The 19,920-nt window shown below is 65.5% G+C and carries 16 protein-coding genes; 3 read left to right on the forward strand and 13 right to left on the reverse strand.

Features of this window, described 5'->3' with window-relative positions; translation table 11 throughout:
• Positions 1–37: 37 nt before the first annotated feature.
• The 3 genes from ABD687_RS17630 to ABD687_RS17640 all read right to left on the reverse strand — a co-directional run bounded on the left by ABD687_RS17630 (position 38) and on the right by ABD687_RS17640 (position 2,366).
• A complete protein-coding gene (locus tag ABD687_RS17630) occupies positions 38–742 on the reverse strand; it encodes a cache domain-containing protein (protein ID WP_264268422.1) in 705 nt (234 codons plus the stop codon).
• The gene (locus tag ABD687_RS17635; RefSeq protein WP_310289354.1) at positions 739–1,551 is read right to left on the reverse strand and encodes a FadR/GntR family transcriptional regulator; all 813 of its coding nucleotides are present in this window, start codon (positions 1,549–1,551) and stop codon (positions 739–741) included. The genes ABD687_RS17630 and ABD687_RS17635 overlap by 4 nt, the downstream gene beginning before the upstream one ends.
• A 251-nt stretch (positions 1,552–1,802) precedes the next feature.
• Positions 1,803–2,366: a VanZ family protein gene (locus tag ABD687_RS17640; protein WP_310289352.1), complete on the reverse strand. Its 564-nt coding sequence runs from the start codon at positions 2,364–2,366 to the stop codon at positions 1,803–1,805.
• A gap of 120 nt (positions 2,367–2,486) precedes the next feature.
• On the opposite strand from ABD687_RS17640, the gene ABD687_RS17645 reads away from it, so the two are divergent.
• Both ABD687_RS17645 and ABD687_RS17650 read left to right on the forward strand, forming a co-directional pair.
• Positions 2,487–3,239 carry an ABC transporter ATP-binding protein gene (locus tag ABD687_RS17645; protein ID WP_302263423.1) on the forward strand — a complete coding sequence of 251 codons (753 nt, stop codon included), beginning with the start codon at positions 2,487–2,489 and terminating at the stop codon, positions 3,237–3,239.
• A 4-nt stretch (positions 3,240–3,243) separates the two neighbouring features.
• On the forward strand, positions 3,244–5,778 hold the full coding sequence (locus ABD687_RS17650) for an ABC transporter permease (RefSeq protein ID WP_310289350.1): 2,535 nt from the start codon (positions 3,244–3,246) through the stop codon (positions 5,776–5,778).
• Positions 5,779–5,791: 13 nt separating this feature from the next.
• On the opposite strand, the gene ABD687_RS17655 is transcribed toward ABD687_RS17650, so the two are convergent.
• The 5 genes from ABD687_RS17655 to ABD687_RS17675 are packed head-to-tail and all read right to left on the reverse strand — an operon-like array spanning position 5,792 to position 12,326.
• Positions 5,792–6,373, reverse strand: coding sequence for a methylated-DNA--[protein]-cysteine S-methyltransferase (locus ABD687_RS17655; RefSeq protein ID WP_264268417.1), 582 nt, complete (start codon positions 6,371–6,373; stop codon positions 5,792–5,794).
• Positions 6,370–6,849: an RNA polymerase sigma factor gene (locus tag ABD687_RS17660; protein WP_310289347.1), complete on the reverse strand. Its 480-nt coding sequence runs from the start codon at positions 6,847–6,849 to the stop codon at positions 6,370–6,372. The genes ABD687_RS17655 and ABD687_RS17660 overlap by 4 nt, the downstream gene beginning before the upstream one ends.
• 43 nt (positions 6,850–6,892) lie before the next feature.
• Positions 6,893–10,216, reverse strand: a complete 3,324-nt coding sequence (locus ABD687_RS17665; protein WP_310289345.1) for an ATP-binding protein — start codon at positions 10,214–10,216, stop codon at positions 6,893–6,895.
• The gene (locus ABD687_RS17670; RefSeq protein ID WP_264268414.1) at positions 10,213–10,872 is read right to left on the reverse strand and encodes a DUF4194 domain-containing protein; all 660 of its coding nucleotides are present in this window, start codon (positions 10,870–10,872) and stop codon (positions 10,213–10,215) included. The genes ABD687_RS17665 and ABD687_RS17670 overlap by 4 nt, the downstream gene beginning before the upstream one ends.
• On the reverse strand, positions 10,869–12,326 hold the full coding sequence (locus ABD687_RS17675) for a DUF3375 domain-containing protein (protein ID WP_264268620.1): 1,458 nt from the start codon (positions 12,324–12,326) through the stop codon (positions 10,869–10,871). The genes ABD687_RS17670 and ABD687_RS17675 overlap by 4 nt, the downstream gene beginning before the upstream one ends.
• Positions 12,327–12,484: 158 nt before the next feature.
• Between ABD687_RS17675 and ABD687_RS17680 the strand changes: the two genes are divergently transcribed.
• Positions 12,485–12,730: a hypothetical protein gene (locus ABD687_RS17680; protein ID WP_310289341.1), complete on the forward strand. Its 246-nt coding sequence runs from the start codon at positions 12,485–12,487 to the stop codon at positions 12,728–12,730.
• Positions 12,731–12,740: 10 nt separating this feature from the next.
• On the opposite strand, the gene ABD687_RS17685 is transcribed toward ABD687_RS17680, so the two are convergent.
• From ABD687_RS17685 to ABD687_RS17705, 5 genes are all read right to left on the reverse strand, one after another.
• Complete coding sequence (locus ABD687_RS17685) at positions 12,741–13,739, reverse strand: aldo/keto reductase (RefSeq protein ID WP_310289339.1); 999 nt, start codon at positions 13,737–13,739, stop codon at positions 12,741–12,743.
• A 48-nt stretch (positions 13,740–13,787) separates the two neighbouring features.
• On the reverse strand, positions 13,788–14,042 hold the full coding sequence (locus ABD687_RS17690; protein ID WP_264268411.1) for a hypothetical protein: 255 nt from the start codon (positions 14,040–14,042) through the stop codon (positions 13,788–13,790).
• 86 nt (positions 14,043–14,128) lie between these two features.
• Complete coding sequence (locus ABD687_RS17695) at positions 14,129–17,593, reverse strand: TM0106 family RecB-like putative nuclease (protein ID WP_310289336.1); 3,465 nt, start codon at positions 17,591–17,593, stop codon at positions 14,129–14,131.
• Positions 17,594–17,685: 92 nt separating this feature from the next.
• Positions 17,686–18,951, reverse strand: a complete 1,266-nt coding sequence (locus tag ABD687_RS17700) for a multidrug effflux MFS transporter (RefSeq protein WP_310289334.1) — start codon at positions 18,949–18,951, stop codon at positions 17,686–17,688.
• A gap of 108 nt (positions 18,952–19,059) precedes the next feature.
• Positions 19,060–19,728, reverse strand: a complete 669-nt coding sequence (locus tag ABD687_RS17705) for an alpha/beta hydrolase family protein (protein WP_302263432.1) — start codon at positions 19,726–19,728, stop codon at positions 19,060–19,062.
• Positions 19,729–19,920: the final 192 nt, after the last annotated feature.

Raw genomic sequence — 19,920 nt, forward strand, 5'->3', positions numbered from 1 at the left:
GAGTGGCGGGCAGACGTGTATTGGACCCGCCACGCGGTTACGCAGGAACCAACATGGACAGGCCCAAGTGCGGGACCGCCAGGGGAACGATCCGGCTTTCGCTGGGCGCGGCCTTGATCCTTTCTCCCACGAGGTAAGCACCGGAGTTGCCGATGATGACCCGATCACTGGAGTTAAGTAAGGCCGCATGGCCGGGGATCGAGCGCAACGCGGGGAGGAAGATTTCTTCCAGTGCCCGAACTGTCACGTCATAGCCGGCAACCCCCGCAAACTCGCCATGGATCTTGAAAGGGGCGGTGTGCGTGAGAATGTATTCGTCGGATCCCAGGTAATCGACATACGGTCCCCAGATGGTTGCCTCGCCGGTCCTTTCAGCGGCGCTGAAGAAGGGAAGATGCTCGTAGTCGTAAAAGCGCTCGCCATCCGGGTCGAGGTCAAATACCAGTTTTTCGGCCCCACTCGGCCCTGGCGTCCACCACTCGAGGACCCCTTGTCCCTCGCTGATCCGAGCCGAGGAGAACGTTGCCCCGGACCCAACAGCGAATGAATGCCGCTGCAGGAAATCCGATGCCAGTGCCTTCAACCCGGTCAGATCGTGTTTCGTGACCAGTGCGCCCGGGGTGACATCTCGAGTAAGCAGGTCGGTGACCGCGGCGGCCATCGCATAGGTGTCGGCCGATGCGTCGTTGAACCACCCGGAGATGGACCCCAACGCTGCGACTGCCGGTTGGGAGAGACTCATTGGTTTTCCTTCAAATCGGTGGAGTAGCTCAGTGCCAGCTTCGTATCAATGAGGTGGTGCGTGCTGCGTCGGATATGGTCAATCACCAATTGCTGCCCTTGTTGGCTGCGGTTTTCGGACACGGCCCGCACCAGTGCCAGGTGTTCCGCGGTGGCCCGTTCCGCATCAAACTCATCGACCAACGGTGACCACAACACCTCCACCGTTTCGGCTTGCAACCGAATTTCGGCATTGGCCAGCCGGGTGGATTGGGCAGTCACCGCCAATTCGATGTGAAAGCGGCTATCGGCCCTTGCCTTGGCCTGGGCGCTGTCGGCCATGACCAACGAGCGGGCCATATCCTGCAGCCTCTCCAGTTCATGCGGCTCGGCCCGGTCGCATGCCAGGCGGACTGTGGCCGCGGCAATGGCTGACTGCTCGTCGCCCAAATCCCGGATCTCGGCAATCGATGTGGTCATGAGCCACTCTCGCATGGCCTCCAACTGGAATTGCGGTTGCTTCAGGATGAAGGTCCCGCCGCTACGTCCGCGCCTGGTCTCGACGATCCCCTGGTCGCGCAGGACGGCCAAGGCGTCGCGCAGGGTGGCTGCGGCAACGCCGAACATCTCTGACATCTCGATTTCGTTGGGTAGGCGTTCGCCGACGCGCAGCATGCCAAGAGTGATCGCCTTGGAGATGCGGTTGACGATGGCATCGGAACGTTCCAGATCGGGCAAGGATCGATAGATCTGCGACTGGAAAGACATATTTAAAGCCAAACCGGGTACTCCAAGCCAAACAATCGGAAAGTGTGCCCAGTCTATCGGCACGAACAGGCGAAACGTCGGAGCACGACGTGGTTTGGAACAGCGGCTCGGACATCTCTGTGTCCATGCGGGAACTGTCCCGGGGACAGGGAGCTGCAACGTTCCGCTTCCAGGGCACGTTGACTGGAATCAGATCCGTAGCATCTGCTCCGCGACATTGCTAAACACGACCCCAATGGCACGTGGAGCTGAAAGCCAGAGTGGAGAATTCAATCCTTTGATCCGATAATTATCGGGCCGTGGACTGCGCGGTGCTACCTCTCCAGCAGTGAATCCGGGACGGGGGTCTCGGCCGTGGCTTTCCTGTTTCCGATGAGCGAAACGAGCGCCCACCCGATCATTGCCGCAATGAATCCGCCGGCGGTGTTGGTGATGATGTCGGTGATGTCCGAGGCGCGGTTGTTGCGCAGCGCCAACTGGGTGGCCTCAACGCAGATTGAAATGCCCAGCACCAAGAGGGTGGTTTTCAGCACCGCGAACCGACGCCAACAAAAGCCCAACATCAATCCCAGCGGGGCAAAGAGCCCGAGGTTCGCCAGCATCTCCACGCCCAGGTCGCGTTCCCGGTGCGCCAGGAACGGAATCCAATTGAAGGTACCAGCCGGGATTGAAGGGTCAGGCAGGGGAGCGGCGGGCAGCACGGCCACGGCCAGACCAATGGCCCATGCGGGAATGGCCACGAGCAGCACGCTGCGTTTCGCTCGGACATTGCCCCTGGAAGCGAACCACAGTAGCGCGGCCAGCAGGGCAATGCTGGCAGCAAGGCCCAGCGTTATGAGCAGGGCAACGGTGGGGACGGCGAAATAGAGCATAGGCATAACAGCGTATCGGTGGACCCTGTGAGGCTGCTGTCTCATACCCGGGTATGAGCCAAGCGGTGGATAAAAGGGTCCCTCAGGATGATCCAAAACCATACAGTGAACACATAACGTGGAACCATGACCATTACTGCACCTCATACCAGCACCGATTTCGCTGTCCACGCGACGGGCCTGACCAAGATCTACGGCGAAGGAACCACGCGCGTCGAGGCCCTGCGCGGCGTCGACGTCTCCTTCGCCCGCGGCAAGTTCACCGCCATCATGGGCCCCTCGGGTTCCGGCAAGTCCACACTCATGCATTGCCTGGCCGGCCTGGATGATGCCAGCGGCGGGCAGATCTTCATCGGCGGGACGGACATCTCCAAGCTGAATGACGATGCACTGACCAAGATGCGCCGCGAAAAGGTCGGCTTCGTCTTCCAGTCCTTCAACCTTGTCCCCACGCTCACCGCGGAAGCCAACATCCTGCTGCCGCTGGCCCTGGCCGGCAAGAAGCACGACAAGGAGTGGCTGCAGACAATCGTCACCACCCTGGGGTTGACCGACCGCTTGAACCACAAGCCGCACGAACTCTCCGGCGGGCAGCAGCAACGCGTGGCCGTGGCCCGGGCCCTGCTCACCCGCCCCGAGGTCGTCTTCGGAGACGAGCCGACCGGCAACCTGGACTCGCGCACCGGCGCCGAGGTGCTCTCGCTGCTGCGTTCCTCGACCCGCGAGATGGGCCAGACCATCATCATGGTCACCCACGACGCGGTCGCGGCCTCCTACGCGGACACCGTGCTCTTGATGAAGGACGGCGAACTGGTAGGCCAGCTCGAGGATCCGACCGTCGACACGGTCACCCAGGCGCTTTCCGGGTTGGGTGCATGACCCCGTGCTGAAACTAGCCCTGGCAAACCTCAAGACGTATTCACGGCGCTTCATCGCCGTGACCCTGGCGGTCATGATCGGCACCGCCTTCCTGGCAGCGACGCTCATGGTCAACGCGTCCGCCACCGAATCCCTGAAAGCCAGCATCGGCTCCTCCTACGCCAATGCAGACCTCGTTGTCACCGGCGACTACATGGCCGACATGGACGCGGACGACAGCGAAAGGCCCGAAACCTACAGCCTCGACGCCAAGACGCTGAAGGCCATCGAGGACATTGACGGCGTGGCCGCCGTCCACGGCGTCACCAACTCCGGGGTGAGCGTCAACGCCGGGGGCAGGGACTACTACGCCTCGGCAAACACCGCCGCCACCAACACGAAGCTGAACACCACGACGCTCGCGTCGGGGTCCCTGCCCACCGGCGGAGACCAAGTGGCCGTCGATGCCACGTACGCCGGTGAATACAACATTTCCGTCGGAGATGTCCTGGAAGTCGGTTCGACCACCGCGGAGGGCAAGGAAGTCAGCCGCCAGGTCAAGGTCTCGGGCATCACCGCTGCCTCCAACGACCCGATCACCGGCGCGGCCATGAACCTGACAGTCGGCCAGTCCCTGCTTGAAGCCCTCTCGGGGCCCGGGGATGCCAGCTACGGCAGCATCACCCTCGCGGCCAAGGACGGAGTTGACCTGCAGGGGCTCAAGGCCCCGCTGGCCACCGCCCTGGAGGCAACCGGCCTGAAATACTTCCACATCAACACCCCGGATGAGCAAATTGTTGCGGACGTTGCCGCGTTCTCCGGCGGCAGCGACCAACTCACGATCGTGCTGCTGGTCTTCGCCCTGATCGCGCTGGTGGTCACCGGGCTGGTGGTCATGAACACCTTCGCCGTGCTCATCGCCCAGCGCACCCGCGAACTGGCCCTCATGCGCACCTTGGGTGCATTGCGCGCCCAGATCCGCTCCTCGGTCCTCATCGAGGCGCTGCTGATCGGGCTCTTGGCCTCGGCCGCCGGCGTGCTACTGGCCACCGGCATCATGGCGGGCCTGATCGCGATCCTGGGTGCGACCGTTCCCGAGATGTCCTTTGCCATCCTGGCGGTACCGGCACAGGCCATCATCGTGCCGATCCTGGCCGGAACGCTGATCACCCTGGTTGCCGCCTGGGTTCCGGCCGGCAAGGCCATGTCAGTCTCCCCGCTGGCTGCCCTGCGCCCGGCCGACGACGCGGCGGTGGGCAACAAGGCCGGCAAGGTGCGCATCGTCTTCGGGCTCCTGCTGCTCCTTGCCGGCGCCGCCGCCCTGGCCTTCGGCGCGATCCAAGGGAACATCCTCATCGCCTTTGGCGGCGGGATGCTCTCCTTCCCCGGCGTCCTGATGCTCGGCTCGCTCTTCTTGCCCAAGACCGTCTCGGCCATCGGCAAGCTGACCTCCGGGTCCAGCGTTCCGGGCAAGCTCGCCAGCCTCAACGCCGTCCGCAACCCCGGACGCACCACCGCCACCGCCACAGCGCTGCTGATCGGCGTCACCTTGGTCTCGATGATGATGGTCGGCGCGCAGACGGCCAAGACCTCCCTGGGCGATGCCTTGGGCAGTGAATACCTGGTGGACGTCGAGGTCAACGACTACTCCGGCACCACCTATCCCGCTGACTCCCTGTCCAAGGTCGGGGCCATGGACGGCGTCGAGGGCCTGGCCGAACTCACCTTCGTCGGCAACTCCAAGAGCGGCCAGGAAATCTTCGCCACCGATCCCGATAACCTCAAGTCCGTGCTCAACAGCGGCAAGCAGGTCCCGGCTGCCGGCCAGGTCCTGGTCTCCTCCAACAACGAGGGCAAGACCATGGAGGCCACCGGTGCCGGTGGCAAGAGCGGCACGCTGGACATGCTGATCACCGAAAGCAACGCGCTGCAGCCGGTCATCGGCTGGGACACCGCCACGTCAATGCTGGGCGTAACCAAGGAATCCGTGGCGAAGGACCAAAACGCCCGCACGGTGCTGTGGCTGAAGGTCGATGACCAGCTCGACGCAGCAGCGGTGCGGTCGCTGCAGACCGACATGGCCGATGAACTGAACGTCGATGAATTCGCCGTGGGCGGCGGGGTCATGGAGAAGCAGATGTTCAACACCGTCATCGACATGCTGCTGATGATCGTCTCGGGCCTGCTGGCCGTCGCGGTGCTGATCGCGCTGATCGGCGTCGCCAACACGTTGAGCCTCTCGGTGCTGGAACGGACCCGGGAGAACTCGCTGCTCCGTGCCCTAGGCCTGACCCGGGGACAGCTCAAGGCCATGCTGGCCACCGAGGCGGTGCTGATCGGCGGGGTCGCCGCCCTGCTGGGCGTGCTGCTCGGATCTGCCTACGGGCTGCTCGGCGCCCAGTCGGTCATGGGTGCCTTCGGCGCCATGAGCGTGTCGATCCCGTGGTTCCAGCTAGTCGCGGTCATCGCCGTGTCCGTCGTTGCCGCGCTGGCCGCCTCGATCGTCCCGGCCCGCCGGGCCGCGAAGCTGGCCCCGGTGCAGGGGCTCGCCAGCGAATAGCGCCCGGCCGAATCTAGCCCAGGGGGTCCTGCTCGAGATCGAGCAGGACCTTCTTGGCGTCCAGCCCGCCCAGGTATCCGCCCAGAGACCCGTCGCTGCGCAGCACGCGGTGGCAGGGGACCACGATCGGCAGCGGGTTGGTGGCGCACGCGGTTCCCACCGCACGCACCGCAGCCGGACGCCCTGTCAGCGCGGCCATTTCCTTGTAGCTCATGGTGTGGCCGTAAGCGATCGAGGGCAGCGCCAGCTGGACCTGAAGCCGGTAGCCGCTGGAAAGCCGGTGGTCCAGGGACAGCTCGAAGCCCGTCCGCGCATGTGCGAAGTACTCATCGAGCTGGGCCGCCGCAGCATCCAGCGGGGCGGCGCGGTGCAGCACGCGCACCCCGATCTTCTGCGCCAGGGTTCCGAGCACCGCATCGAAGTCCTGGGCGGCGAAGGCGACGCGCACGACCCCACGCTCCGTGGCGGCAAGCATCAGCTGCCCCACCGGGGAATCCACCAGCCGGTAGGATACGTCGATCAACCCCTCGGCCGCGGCCCGCTCGGCCAGTTGCTGCCGCAGGACATCCATCTCGTGCATGGCAAGTTCGCTCATGATTCTTCCTCCGCTTCGATAAGTTCCTTGCGCAGGGCCCTGATCCCGTCGGACGCGGCCCGGCGCAGGGAAGCTGCGCTGCCGCCCAGGTACGCCGGGATATCCGCGTAGGGGAACCCGAGCAGGTAGTGGTAGCCGATCACCTTGCGTTGCAGTTCGCTGAGCGAGCCCAGGGATTCGAGCAGCTCCAGCTGTCCCAGACCTTTGGGTAGCGCCGCGGTTTCCGGGAGCTGCCCGGTGGGCACGGGATGGTTGGCCCGCAGGATGTCGATGGCCTTGTGCCGGGCAATGGTGATGAGCCACGCCTCGAGGTTGGCGCCCTTGGCCAGGCCCGGATAGGCGCGCAAGGCCGCCAGAAACGTTTCGCTCCAGGCATCCTGCGCGTCCGCTCCCGGGCCCAGCAGTGCGGTGCACATGCGCAGCACCGTGGTGCCGTGCATGTGCACCACCAGCTCGAAGGCGGGGTTCGTTGTCATCTCCATACCCTGTAAACGCGCCGGCGGACCATTTTGTGAGGTGCTATCGCAAAATGATGCTCGTGGCCACGGCCGGGGAGCGGCCCGAGGCCACGAAGCCGGAGACATTGGATTCGGGGTGCTTGATGATGTCGCACACCGAACCCAGGTGCCGGGACAGGTCGATCTTGTCCTCCGGGGCCGCGAGCAGCAGCTGGAAGCCGAATTCCTGCAGCGCATTGATGCCGGCTGCCGCATATTCGGAGTTCGCCTGGATGAAGGCCTCATCGATCATCACGGTGCCATAGGCGGTGAACCCGGCCGTGGCGAAGCCCAGCTGGTAGGCCAGTGCGGCTCCCATGATGAACGAGGTGAAGCGCTGGCCCTCGCCGCCCGAAAGCGTGCCGGGCTCCAGGCCGGTCTCGACCTCGCCGTTGGGCTTGTGCTCATTGCAGCTGATGGTCACGTGTTGGCGCACGTCCAGCACGGTGTCGCGCCAGGCCGCACGCGCGGAATCATCCAGGGCATCCACCAGGGCCTCGAGCGCCTTGTAGCTCTCGCTGAGTGTCCCCGCCCCGCGCGAGGAATACGCACCGGCCAAGGCGTCCTTCAAGGCCTGGCGGAACGCGCGGGCCTCGTCCGGAATCGTCGTGGCGACCTCGAGGGCCAGCTTGGAGCCGTGCTCGAAGGTGACATCCGCGAGGATCTGGTTCAGCGGGGAGATTCGTTCGGCAATTGACCGGCGTTCCTCTTCCAGCAGCTGCAACAAATCAGAGAAGCGCTCGTAGGAGCGGTTGGAGAAGTACTCACGGAACTCCTCCTCGTGCTGCGGCAACCCCTGCTCGATGATGCCCTGGTGCAGGGCGACATAATGCTCGGCGGCCTCCACCGAGGTGCCGAAGGAGACTGCGGCGGAATTGCCGAATTCGCGGGCAAAGGCCCGGAAGGTGTCCTTCAGCGAGGCTTCCAGCGTGTACGCCTCGCGCTTGAGCTCGGCCCCGGATTCGGACAGCGACAGGGCCAGTGCGTTCAGCGCGGCCTCCAGCTCGGCGGTGCCCACCGGGGAGCCCTCGTCCAGCCGGCCGACCAGCGGCGCCAGCTGTTCGCTGGCGGCAAGCTTCGCCGCTGCCCAGTCCTCGGTAGCCGTGTCGCGCACGCCCGCGGCGCGCAGCGCGGTTTGCGCTTTGTCCAGGGCGGCGGAGAGCGTCGTGGCTTCGGCGCGGGCCACTGCCAGGGTGCCGACGCATTCCTCGAGTTCGGCACGTGCCGCTTCCAGGGAGCGGCGCACGTGGGAGAGGTCCCCGGATTGGGACAGCGCTTCGGCCATGCGCGCTTCGAGGTCCTGCAGGGTGTTCAGGGCGCCGGAGGCATCCAGCGAGGCGAAGCTGCGGTCATCGCTGGCAAGGGTGCCCAACAGCGCCAGCTTGGCCGCGAGCTGGTCCTTGGCGGCGGAACGGTCATCTGCCACCGCGGCGGCCTTGGTGGTCTCGGCCTCGAGCTTCGCCAGCTTGGTCTCCAACTCGGAGATCTTCTCGGCGTTGGTGAAGCCGAGCAGGTAGTCGGAGGCCGCCACGCCACGGGTGTCGCGCTCGAAGGTCCCCGCACCGGTCTTGATGGTTCCGGCCAGGGAGATGGCCTTCTCGTGCACGTGCAAGCCAGCGTCCGAATCGACGCAGGCCAGCGGGTAGTCGGCGGCGATCTTGGCATGCAGCCAGGTGCCGGCCGGCGAATGCTTGAAATCGAGCTTTCCCACCAGGTCCCCGGGGCCGGCGACGACATCGCGCGGGGTCTTGGAGATGTCCATCCAACGGATCCGGCCCAGTCCCGAGAGCGAATCAATGGCGCGGGTGACGGCCTTGATGTCTTCGCCGCGCACCAACAGGGTGGTGGCCAGGGAACGCAGGGCTTTTTCGGCCGCCGGCCGCCATTGGCCGTGGGCGGGGGACAGGTCGATCAGTTCCCCGGCAAAAGGAAGGTCCTCGATGTCCAGGTTGGTGGAGGCGGCAATGGCGCGGCGGGCGGCAATGGACCTGTCATCGATGTTGGAGCCGCGCTTGGCATAGGAATCGATCTGCAACCGGAGTTTCTTGGCACGGTCCTTCAAATTCATGACCGAAGCCATGGCCTCGTATTCCATGGTGCGCGCGTCCTTGGCAATCGAAGCCAGGTTCTCGGCGCTGACGGCAGCCTGCCGGCGCATGGCCTGCAGCCCGGAGGCGGTGAACGTGAATTTCAGGCCCACGGCCTCGAAGTTCTCCCGCAGGGTGCGCAGGACCGATTCACGGTCGGCCAGGTTCTTGCGGGCGGACTCGGCCTCGCGCTCCAGCAATGCCAGCCCGGCTCCGCCACCGGCCTCGTGCTGCTCGGCGAGCGACGCGACCTTGGCTTCAAGGGTGGCCTTGCGGATGCCACTTTCCTCGATCAGCGCCGCATTGGTCTCGACCGCGGCGCTGAGCATGGCGGTTTCGCCCCGCAACGCCCGGGTGGCCAACTGGGCACCGAAGGCCGGAAGCTGGGTGGATACCAGGGTGTTGAGTGTGGCGAGTTCGGCGCTCAGCTCATCGTGGCGCAGCTTCTGCTCGGGTACCGAGGCCAGCGCGTCGCGTTGGGCGCGGGCCTCCTCCAGCTGGCGGTGGATGCCCCGCAGGTGTGAGAAGTCTTCGATGGCGCCGGTGGCGGCCTTCATGGTCGCGGGGATTTCCAGTACTTCGTAGCGGAAGAACTGGTTCACGCCCTTGTCCAGTCCCTTGCCGTTCTGCAGGGTACGCAGCAGGGAAAACGCTTTGTCGTTGTCGATGCCCAGGCGGCGACGGAACTTCTCGGCGAAGGCGCGGTGAACGTCGAAGGCCTCGAATCCGAGCAGCGACTTCTGCAGCGAGGAGGGGGTGAAGCGGCGTGCCCCGTGTTCCTCCAGGGCAGCGGTGTCCAACACCCGGTCGCCCATGACGTAGTGCTTTCCGACCTGGCCCTCCAACCCGTTGGCGGGTAGGTCGAAGATCGCGCCGATGCACACGTTCGAGCCCAGCCCGTCTTCGTACACCAGCGCCAGGGCGCTCCAGGTGGCGCCGGGGCGCTGGTACAGGGTGCCGGCCTCGGTCTTGAAGCGGCGCCCGCGCATGTAGGAGTAGGTGGTACGCCGGTCCTTGCGGGTGGAGGCCTCGTGCGCGGACTCGTTGAGCCGCGGGGCGGCATGGAAGATGTGCCCGATGCCGTCAAAGAGGGTCGACTTGCCCACGCCGGGGTGCCCGGTGAGCAAGGTCCCGGCGCGGTCCACATACAGGGTGTGCCGGCCGTGGAAGGTTCCCCAGTTGATGACCTGGATCTGGGTCAGCCGGTGCTGCCCGGGGTTCAGCGCGTCAGAGAGCGGAAGGGTCATTTCAATGCTCATAGCTCTTCTGTCTCCAACTCGAATTCTTCGGTGTCATCGGTGCCCACGCGTTCAATGGCCTTGATGTAGTCGGGGATTTCCTCGATCGCGGCAAAGGGCAAGGCCAGCGCCAGCGCCCCGGAGACCTTGTACTCGTCGCCCAGTTCGGTGGGCAGGATGAGCTTCAGGTTCAGCAGCCGGGTCAGGGCCGCATCGGTGTTTTCTTCCAGCTTCTTGTCGTCGGTGTCCCCGGGGGCACGGTGTTCCAACAGGATCTCCCGTGCGGCTTCCCGGGTGATGACCGCGTCAGTGCCCGAACCGGCATGGCGTTCAAGAAGCAGCCGCAGGCGCAATGCCAGCAGGGTCTCCTCGCGCTTCAGGGCACGGCGCGGGGCAATCGCGGTGGTGTGGGCCGCTTCCAGGTCCACGGGGCTCAGCAGCGCGATCTTGCGGTTGGCATCCACCTCGAGCACCAGGAAGATCTCGGCGACGTAGGCGGCGATGTCGGCCCGCCGGTCCAGCACCAGTTGCCAGAGCCGGGGTTCGGCAACGCCGTCGAGATAGGGGCCGCGCAACAGGCGCACCAGCAGCTGGCGCAGCGGCAGTTCGAACGAACCTGTGTCACCCTCGAAGAGGCGGCGTTCGTCGATCGCGCCGGTGGGAAGTGGGCTGCTCATGCGGGATCCTTCGTGAAGCTCATGGCCGGCACCAACGCTGTGCGCGTGACGCCGTTGACCTGGGTGAAGCTGATTTCCTCGAGGGTGGACTCGTCGATGCGGTCCCCGCCGTTGCGGGCCGCCTCGATGAGGTACCTGATGGTGTTCAGGTGCCGGTGTTCATCGCCGAGGCTGTTGTAGGTTTCCCTCAGGCCCGCCGAACCACCGGAGGCGGCGCGGACAGCGGCGATCGCGTTCTTCAGCACCGGGATGTCGGGACCCGGGGTGGAAGGGGTGCGCCGGATGTCGGCGACCGACAGGGGCGGCGGGGCTGCCAGCTTGGGCGGGGCGACATGTTCGTCGGGATCGTAGATGCCCAATGCCGCAATGGAGGTGAAGCGCGGGGCATACAGCCGGATGGGGGCCACCGGCGTGCGCGAGTGCAGGACACGCGAGGAGGAAACGGCGACTTCCGCTGCCCGCACCGCCTCGCGCAAGATGGCCGCTTCCTTGAACTCGGCCGATTGCACATAGGCGTGCAGCGACTCCGAGAGCCTGCCGTAGGACTGGTGGACCTCGGAGGCCTGGCGACGCAATTCCCGCAGCAGGTTTGCCAGGGTGTGGCGCTCCTGGTTGTCCAGTGCGTCCACGAAGTCGCGCTCGAGGACCTCGTTGACCGCCTCGCGGAACCGGACCTGGGCCTCGGGGGAGTTCAGGAACTCCGTGAAGCCGCGGAAGGTCTCTCCTTGCGGAGTGCTGCGCAGCTGTTTGTCGCCCTCCAGCACCGCGCCAACGGCCACGCCCTTGGCGGAGGAGGACTCCATGATTTCCCCGCGCAGGGCGTGGAGCATCTCTTGGACCCCGTCGCGCATGCGCTTGAAGTCGGCGGGCAACCCCGAGGCCATGTCCAGCACCGAGCGGGTGGCGGCCAGCGCGCCTTCGCGCGGCAGCACCGCCGGGGAGGTTCCGTCGCGCAGGGAAGCGATCTTTTCCTGGCGCTGGGCGATCTCCGCCTCCAGCGCACGGATGCGCGCAGCGGGGTCCGGGTCGGTTTCGTGGGCCAGGGATTCGAGGGAGGTGAGCAGGGTGTTAAGCCGCGAGGAGTTCAGGTTGGTCCGGTCCCCGGAGAAATCGGACAGGAATTTCAGCACTCGGGCCGTTTGCGCTGTGGGTTCGTAGACGAAGTGCCCGTCGACCAGCGGTCGGGCCAGGAACTGGTTGCGCACCCAGGCATCGGCGTATTGGGCAGCCCCCATTGAGTCGTTGAAGCCCGGGTCCTCGGAGCGCACGACCTTGAGGAAGGATTCGAGGGAGGCATGGAAGACCTCCAGCCCCACGCGGGGTTTGGCGCTGGTGAACTCGGCGCGCAGGAAGGCCACGGCCCAGGGTGCGGTTGAGAGCAATTTCCAGGCGGCGGACGACCTGAATTGTTGCGTCTGACTCCACAGCGGGCTCGCCTGGTGGGTAGGTCGCATCACGGTCCTTTTGCTGGGGATTGACCAAACAATCCTAGTCCATCGAAGCGGCGGTTTAAGGTTCGGGACCAACCGGGTATGGTCGGTTGAACCACACCGGTGACGGGGCCGGTGGATGGTTTTTCCTTCATGCCTGGGCTATTTGCGAGGGAAAAGTGATGAAACCGCGTCGTCGGTCGGCAACGACGCTCGCACTGCCGGCAGCCTCGGGACCGGTCTTTTCCTGGTGCGTCATGGTTCTCCCCAGTCAGGAACAGGAAGGCCCGACCGAGACGGATCGCATCGAACGGGCGACCAAGCTGGCGGCGGGCTACGACTATGCGGCTGCGACCACGGCCCTGGCCGGAATCGAAGGTGCCCAGGCGCAGAAGGTCATCGACCCCAGGCGACCCAAGTCGGAGTAGTCGGTCTTGCCTACCTGGCCTCCTGGAATTCCTCGCTGTCGATGGTCTTTTGCTGGTGGACGTTGTACCGCGCCCCGGCAATCGTGGACTGGTTGATGATCTCCCCGGCCTCCGCCAGCTCGGCGGGGGAAAGCGACAGCCGGAGTGCACCGAGGTTCTCGGCGAAGTGGCCGGGGTTCTTGGTTCCAGGGATGGCATGGACATGCTCGCCCTGCGCCAGCACCCAGGCCAACGAGAGCGCGGCGGCGGTGGTCCCCAGGCGTGTCGCCAATCGTGCGAGGCGGTCGACCAGCTCTAGGTTGTGCGGGTAGTTTTCCTCGCTGAAGCGTGGCATGTGATGCCGCATGTCGCCGTCGGCCAGCGCGTCGATGCCACGCAGGTTGCCCGAAAGGAAGCCCCGGTAGAGCGGGGAGAATGCCACCAACGCCGTCCCCAGCTCGGCGCAGGCCTCCACCATGCCCAGCTCCGGGTTGCGGGTGGCCAGCGAGTATTCGTTTTGCACCGCGGCAATCGGGTGCACCTCGTGCGCGATGCGCAGCGTGGCGACCGAAACTTCGGAGAGCCCGATGCCGCCGATCTTCCCCTGGGCCACGGCCTCGGCCAGCGCGCCGACCGATTCCTGGATCGGGACCTTGGGGTCGAGCCGGTGCAGGTAATAGAGGTCGATGTGCTCCGTCTGCAGGCGCTGCAGCGAGGCGTCGACCTGGGCGCGGAGAGTTTCGGGGCGTCCGTCGATCTGCCCGCGGCCATCGACCAGGGCCAGCCCGCCCTTGGAAGCCAGCAGGTACTCGCTCCGGCGCTGTTTCAGGTGCTGGCCAATGAGGTTTTCGCTGCGGTGCCCGCCGTACAAGGTTGCTGTGTCAAGGTGGTCGACCCCGGCATCCAGCACGTCGTGCAGCAGCCGCCCGGCTTCCCGGTCGGTGGGGAAATCCGAGTATCCATGGGCGATGTTCATGGCCCCGAAGCCCAGGGGATTGACGTTCTTGCCTGCCAGTACACGCGTAGTCATGGGTTCATTTCTAGCATGCGACGCCGACCGAGCGCCCATCACCGCGCATCACTTCGTCATGCTCGGAGAGCAGGTGTTTGCCTCGACGCCCGCCGTTCCGGCCTCTCGGTTCGGGTGCATGACGCCGTCTTGGTGGCGCTGGCCCGGAAGCGGTGGGCGTGCTCCGATGCGGGTGGACGCCAAGGGAGTGCACATGGCCGCGGACGCACGGGGGCTGCGTCGCAATTCTTCGGCCAACGCGCGCACGGCGACAGGCTGGGTGGCGAAAATGCGGCTGTCCAGCGGTGCATGTGAATTGGTCATGCCCAATCTTCTCCAACGGACGTGTCCCACCGGCGAACCGGACATGAATCCCTGGGGGTGCCGCCGGGGGTGGTCGGCCGGCTGGCTCAGGACCCCAGGGCCAGGAACGCCCCGAGCTGTGCGAAGGCAGCGGGAGTGGATGGCAGGAACTGCGTCAGCGCGGGGGAGCGCACGATGACCGCCCGCCATTGTCCGCGCGAGACTGCCACATTGATCCGGTTGCGGTTCAGCAGGAAGTCGATGCCGCGGGCCGCGTCATCTGCCGAGGAGCACGCCATGGAGACAATGACCACCGGCGCCTCCTGCCCCTGGAACTTGTCGACGGTGCCGACCTTCACGTCTTCCAACCCTGCCGCGTCGAGCTCGGCGCGCAGCAGGTTCACCTGCGCGTTGTAGGCCGCGACCACCAGGACGTCCTTTGCCAATAGCGGCCTCGGGGACTCTGCCTCGCCTCCAATCCAGGACAATCCCATGTGGGCGCGCACCTGGTTGATGACCTCGTGGGCTTCCTCCACGGATTGGGTGGTGTTTCCGCGGTGCTCCACCAGGACGGTGGACACCCCGGCGGGGACCTGCGAGAGCGAACGCTGTGCGGCCGCGGAGGCCGAATGCAGCTTGGACTCGTAGCTCAGCGCCGAGACCTTGGCACACAGCTCCGGGTGCATGCGCCACGAATCGGCAAGGAAGTAGCCCAGCTCCTCGGGCAGCGTGGGGTGCCCGGCGCTGAGCCAGCCCAGCGCGGACTCGTCCACCGGCTGCGGGTGCGAACCCTGGGTGACCTGCGGCAGCTGCTGCGGGTCACCCAGCAGGAGCAGGCGGGTGGCGGCACGGGAGACCGCCAGCGTGTTGGCCAGCGAATACTGCCCGGCCTCGTCGATGACCAACAGGTCCAGGGAGCCCTCGGGGACCCGCTTGCCGGTCATGGTCCACGCGGTGCCTCCAATCAGTGCCCCCTGGTCCGAGTTCAGCAGATCCTCAACCGCGTCGTCGGTGGTGCCGGACCACGGGACCTCGGTTTTGTCCCCGGCCTTCAGCTTCTTGGCGACCTGCTCCGGATGCACCCCGGCGCTGGTGATGGCCTTGGTCAGCACGTTGTCCACCACCGAGTGGGACTGGGCCACCACACCGACCTTCCATCCCTGTTTCACCAGGGCCGCGATGACGTGGGATGCCACGTAGGTCTTGCCGGTGCCGGGGGGTCCCTGGACGGCAAGATAGGAATGGTCGAGGTCACCCAAGGCCTCAATGATGGCACCCACGATGTTGGGGTGCCCGTTGACGATGGTGGGCACCGGCGGGGTGGAAAGTGTCTTGAAGCGCGGTGCGGACTTGCGCAGGATGTCGATCCCCGGGTGCCTGGGCAGGGAAGGCAGCGCACCGCCGACGGTGCGGGCCAGCTCGGCCAATGCATCTCGCAATGAGGTGGTGTTGATCGGCTGGTCCGGGGTCAGCGCCACGGGCATGGTGCCGAACGGCGGGACCTTGGTGTTGGATTTTTCGGTGATGACGAATCGTTCGTCGTTCTCGTTCACCACGGCGTTAAACAGCCCCGCCCGCCCGGCCATGCTCGGTTCGAGTTCGGGGGGCAACGGCTGGGAGTACATGGCAAACCAGCTCGAGCCGACCTTGAAGTCCGAACCTTCGGCCATGGTGCCGCTCAGCTCGGTGACACGGGATTCAACCCTGGCCCTGGTGCTTGCCTTGTGCCAGTCCTCGAGCACTCTTGCCTCGTCGACAACGAACACGTTGCGGGTCTCGGCCCACGCATCGAAAGGTGCATCGAGCCGGTCGAAGTGCTCCCACCAGAACTGCTTGGCCTCGCGCCGGTGGTAGCCGGTGGCGGCGGCAACCATGGCGATGGCCCGCTCGTCGTCATCCAGTGCGCGGTCCTGAGGGAGTGATTCGAGGTACTCGCGCAGCGCGATTTCCTCAGCGCTGGGCTCGACGTCGTCGACGCCGGGAAGGGGGGTCTCGTCCACCCACTCGGTGCGCGTTTCGTGCGGTACCAGGCCCAGCAGCCAGTCGCGCAGCCGCAACGTGGAGAGGCAATCGTATTCGTTGTAGTCGCGGATGGATTCCAGGATCCGCCCGGCCTCGGCATCGTCAACGCCCAGCTGCTCGGTGTACTTGGCGTAGGCGACGACGGAGGCGCCTGCGTCCTTGACGTCCCCGCCGCGCAGGTGCTCGCCCATGTAGAGCGGCTCGAGCTTCTTGATCGAATAGGAGCGCTCGGAGATCAGCAGCGAGTGGCGGACGGTGTCGTAGAGGTCCACCAGCAGCCCATCGCGCAGCCACTGGTCGATGGTGTCCTCGGCGACCACGTGGCGCAGCGAGAGGTTCCGAAGGGCGCTCTTCTCATAGGGCGCATAGTGGTAGATCTTCATCTGGGGGAAGACCGCTCGACGGGCCTCGACGTAGGCGACGAAGTCGGTGAAGGCCTTGCGCTCCTCGGCCCGGGAATGCGCCCAGAAGGGTTTGAACACCGGTTCGGCCGTATCGATCTCGATGACGCCGAAGAGGTATTCCAGTCCCCAGGACTCGTCAAAAGGATCCTGCCACAGCGGATCGCCTTCGAAGTCGAAGAAGATGTCCCCGGTGTTGGGTTCCGGGAGCCGGGAAATGGTTTGGGTTCCATTGACCTTGTAGGCAACCCCGCCGATGGTTCCGTCGCTGGTTCCGAGTCCGACCTGCATGCGTGCCTGTTCGGCTAGCTTGTGGTGCGGATCGCGTGCCTTGGTGTTGCCTGCGGCGAGCTCGTCAATGGTGGTGATTCCGGCTTCCATGAGCTTCCTGCGCTTGACGGTGCTCATGCCGGCGACCAGCAGCAGGTCGCGGTGCTTGGCCACCTGCTCGGCGCAGTAATCGCAGCGTCCGCACGCGCCGATGCCTTCCTGGCCCCAGATGACGGGGTTTGTTCCCGACCGATGGGCGAAGGTCAACGCCTTGAAACGGGCCCGGCGCTCCTTGAACACCGGAAGCAGCTCATGCATCTGGTGCACCGAATGCGTCTTGTCCCCGAGCACCAGGGTGGTCTTTGCGGCGACCGGGATTCCGGCGGTGATGAGCTGGTCGCCGTAGGCAGCCAGTTGGAGCAGGGCCGTGACGCGGGCGTGGCGGGCCAACTTGGTGTCCCACACCGCGTAGGAGCCGTCCGGTTCACGGACCAGGAAGTCGGCAAAGCCGACGAATTCCCCGTCGAAGAAGGTCGCCTGGAACACCACGTCGGCGCCCTTGAGCAGCGCCTGGTGCGTTTCCTCGTGTGCCTGCTCCAGCGAGGCCCGATCCCCGCGGACTCCGGCGGCCAGCATCTTGACGCCGCGGCCGGTGGATGGGTCGTAGTCGCCGAATTGTGCGCGCAGCTCTTCCAGGACCTTGTGTTCATGGGCGTCGCCAAGCACCGCGGTGCGGTCGAGCATTTCATCGGGTCCGAAGTCGGCCTTGTCGCTGCGCCCCAGGCGTTCGTCGAGCTTGCTCAGCGAGGCGAATTCGCAGCTTGCTGCCACCACGAGGTCGGATGCGGAGTAGATCAGGTCCTGATCGAGGAAAAACACGGGACGGGTGCTCCTTTGCCTTGGCTTGTCTTTGAACCTAGCACCGACCCTCCGTCATTTCGGTTCCGGTGAGGAGCGGCGTGCGCCCTGCGCTACTTGACGCCGGGCGCGGACACCGCGGATTTTTCGTTTCCTTCTTCCTCCGGCTGCATCGAGGCGCCGCGGGTCATGGTGCACAGGAACAGCGCGGAAATACCGGCCGAGACCAACATTGCGGCGGCCATCGGCACCGCGCTGTGCTCGCCGGCCATGCCCACGATCGGGGAGGCGATGGCCGCGAGCGTGAACTGCAAGGCGCCGAGAATCGCCGAGCCGGTGCCGGCAAACCGGGTGACCTGCGCGGTGGCCAACGCCGAGGCATTTCCCAGTACAAGGCCCAGCGCCGAGACCGTGACAAAGAGCAGCAGCATCGTGGGGATCGCCGGGGTGCCGGCGAAGACGATGATGCACAGCAGTGCCGCGCTGCCGGCCAGCAGGCTTCCGACCCCGATATAGGTCAGCCGCTTCGGGCCGGCCCGGGTGACCAATCTGGCCGAAACAATGCTGGCGGCTGTCAGGCCGAGTGCATTGGCTCCGAAAGCCAATGAGTAGGTGGTGCTTCCCAGCCCGATGATGTTCTGGAGGACGAAGGGGGAGGCTGCGATGTAGGCGAACATCGCAGTCATGGCGAAGGCGAACGTGAGTGTGAAGCCGAGGTAGGGCTTGTTTCGCAGCACCTGCCCGGCGTTGGAACCCAGTACCTTGAGCCCGCCGGCGCTGCGGCGCTCGGGCGGCAGCGATTCGCGGACCAGGAAGGCGGCGCCGATGATCATCAGCAGGTTCAGTCCCGCCAGCACCCAGAACACGCCGCGCCAGCCGAAGCCCTGGATGATTCCGCTGCCCAGGAGCGGGGCGAGGACCGGGGCGATGCCGCCGACGGTCATCATGATCGAGAACATCCTGGCGGCATTGACGCCGCGTGCGATGTCAGTGATGACGGCCCTGGCCAGGACCACCCCGGCGGCGCCGCTGAAGCCCTGGACGAAGCGCATGGCAATGAGCCACTCGATGGTTGGCGCCAGCGCGCACAGGGCGCTTGCCGCAAGGCAGGCCACCGTGCCCAGCAACAGTGGCCTGCGGCGGCCGAACTGGTCCGAAAGCGGACCGATCACCAATTGTCCCGTTGCCAGGCCCAGCATGAAGGTGGTCAGGGTGAGCTGCACCGAGGTGGCGCTGGTGTTCAGATCCGACATCATCTGCGGGAACGCCGGGAGGTACATGTCGATGGCGAAGGGCGCAATGGCGCTGAGCAGCGCCAGGATGCCCAACAGGGACGCGGAGGTTTTGCCGGGGTTGGTCATGGCGTGGAAGGTGCCCACTTTCTCGTTGCAGGCAGGGTCCGGGACATACCCACCATGTTTCCACATTGATGATGGGCATGCCCGCGCCGGCATCCGTGGGCGGTGCCAAGGACCGTGCTTGCCGAATCAGTCCTTGGAAAGCTGCCTGAGGATGAAGGCCGCGGTGGCCTCGGCGAGCCCCGCACCGTCCTCGGATACCGTGCGCCCGGAGCGGGCGACCTTGAAGGAGTGGTCTCCGCCTTCGAACCAAACCACTTCGCTGGCCGGGTTGAGGTTGGAGACCACGCGGGTCATGAGTTCCTGGTTGGCGAAGGGGTCGCGGGTGCCTTCGAGGAAAAGCATCGGCACCTGCAACGGGTAGAGGTGTTCGTCGCGAAGTTTGTCTTCCTTCTTCGGGGCATGCAAGGGGTAGCCCAGAAAGATCAGGGCCTGGGTGTCCATGCCGTCGGCGACGGCCATGGAGGCCATGCGACCGCCAAATGACTTGCCGGCGGCGAACACCGGAAGTTCCCCGGAGAGGTTCGCGCCGACCCACTCGCGTATCTGTTTCCACACGTTGATCGCAACGGGTGCACGGTCCGGAAATTTCTTGCCCGCATCCATGTACGGGAAATTGAAGCGCAGCACCGAAATGCCTTTTTCGGCGACTGCCCGGGCGTAGCCGGCCATGAAGTCATGGTCCTTGCCGGCGCCGGCTCCGTGGGCGAGGACCAGAAACGCCAGGGGATTTTCGGCCTCATCAAGCAAAGCGGTGACACTTTCGGTGCCGCACGGGATGTTCAATTCCTGGCTCATGGGTTCAAGCCTAGATCTTGTTGGCCGGTTGGATCGAACCGATCAAGGGTCGGAGAGCGGCGCCAGTCGCCACCGAGTCCAAGAGCGCTGTCGACGAGGTGCCAGTGCATTGCGAATTCGAAATGCACTGGCACCGGCAACCCTGAATCCGCTGGCGGCTTGGCGAGGGGCCCGCCGGGCGATTGCTGCCCG

This window comes from Paeniglutamicibacter sulfureus (assembly GCF_039535115.1).
GTDB classification, from domain to species: domain Bacteria; phylum Actinomycetota; class Actinomycetes; order Actinomycetales; family Micrococcaceae; genus Paeniglutamicibacter; species Paeniglutamicibacter sulfureus.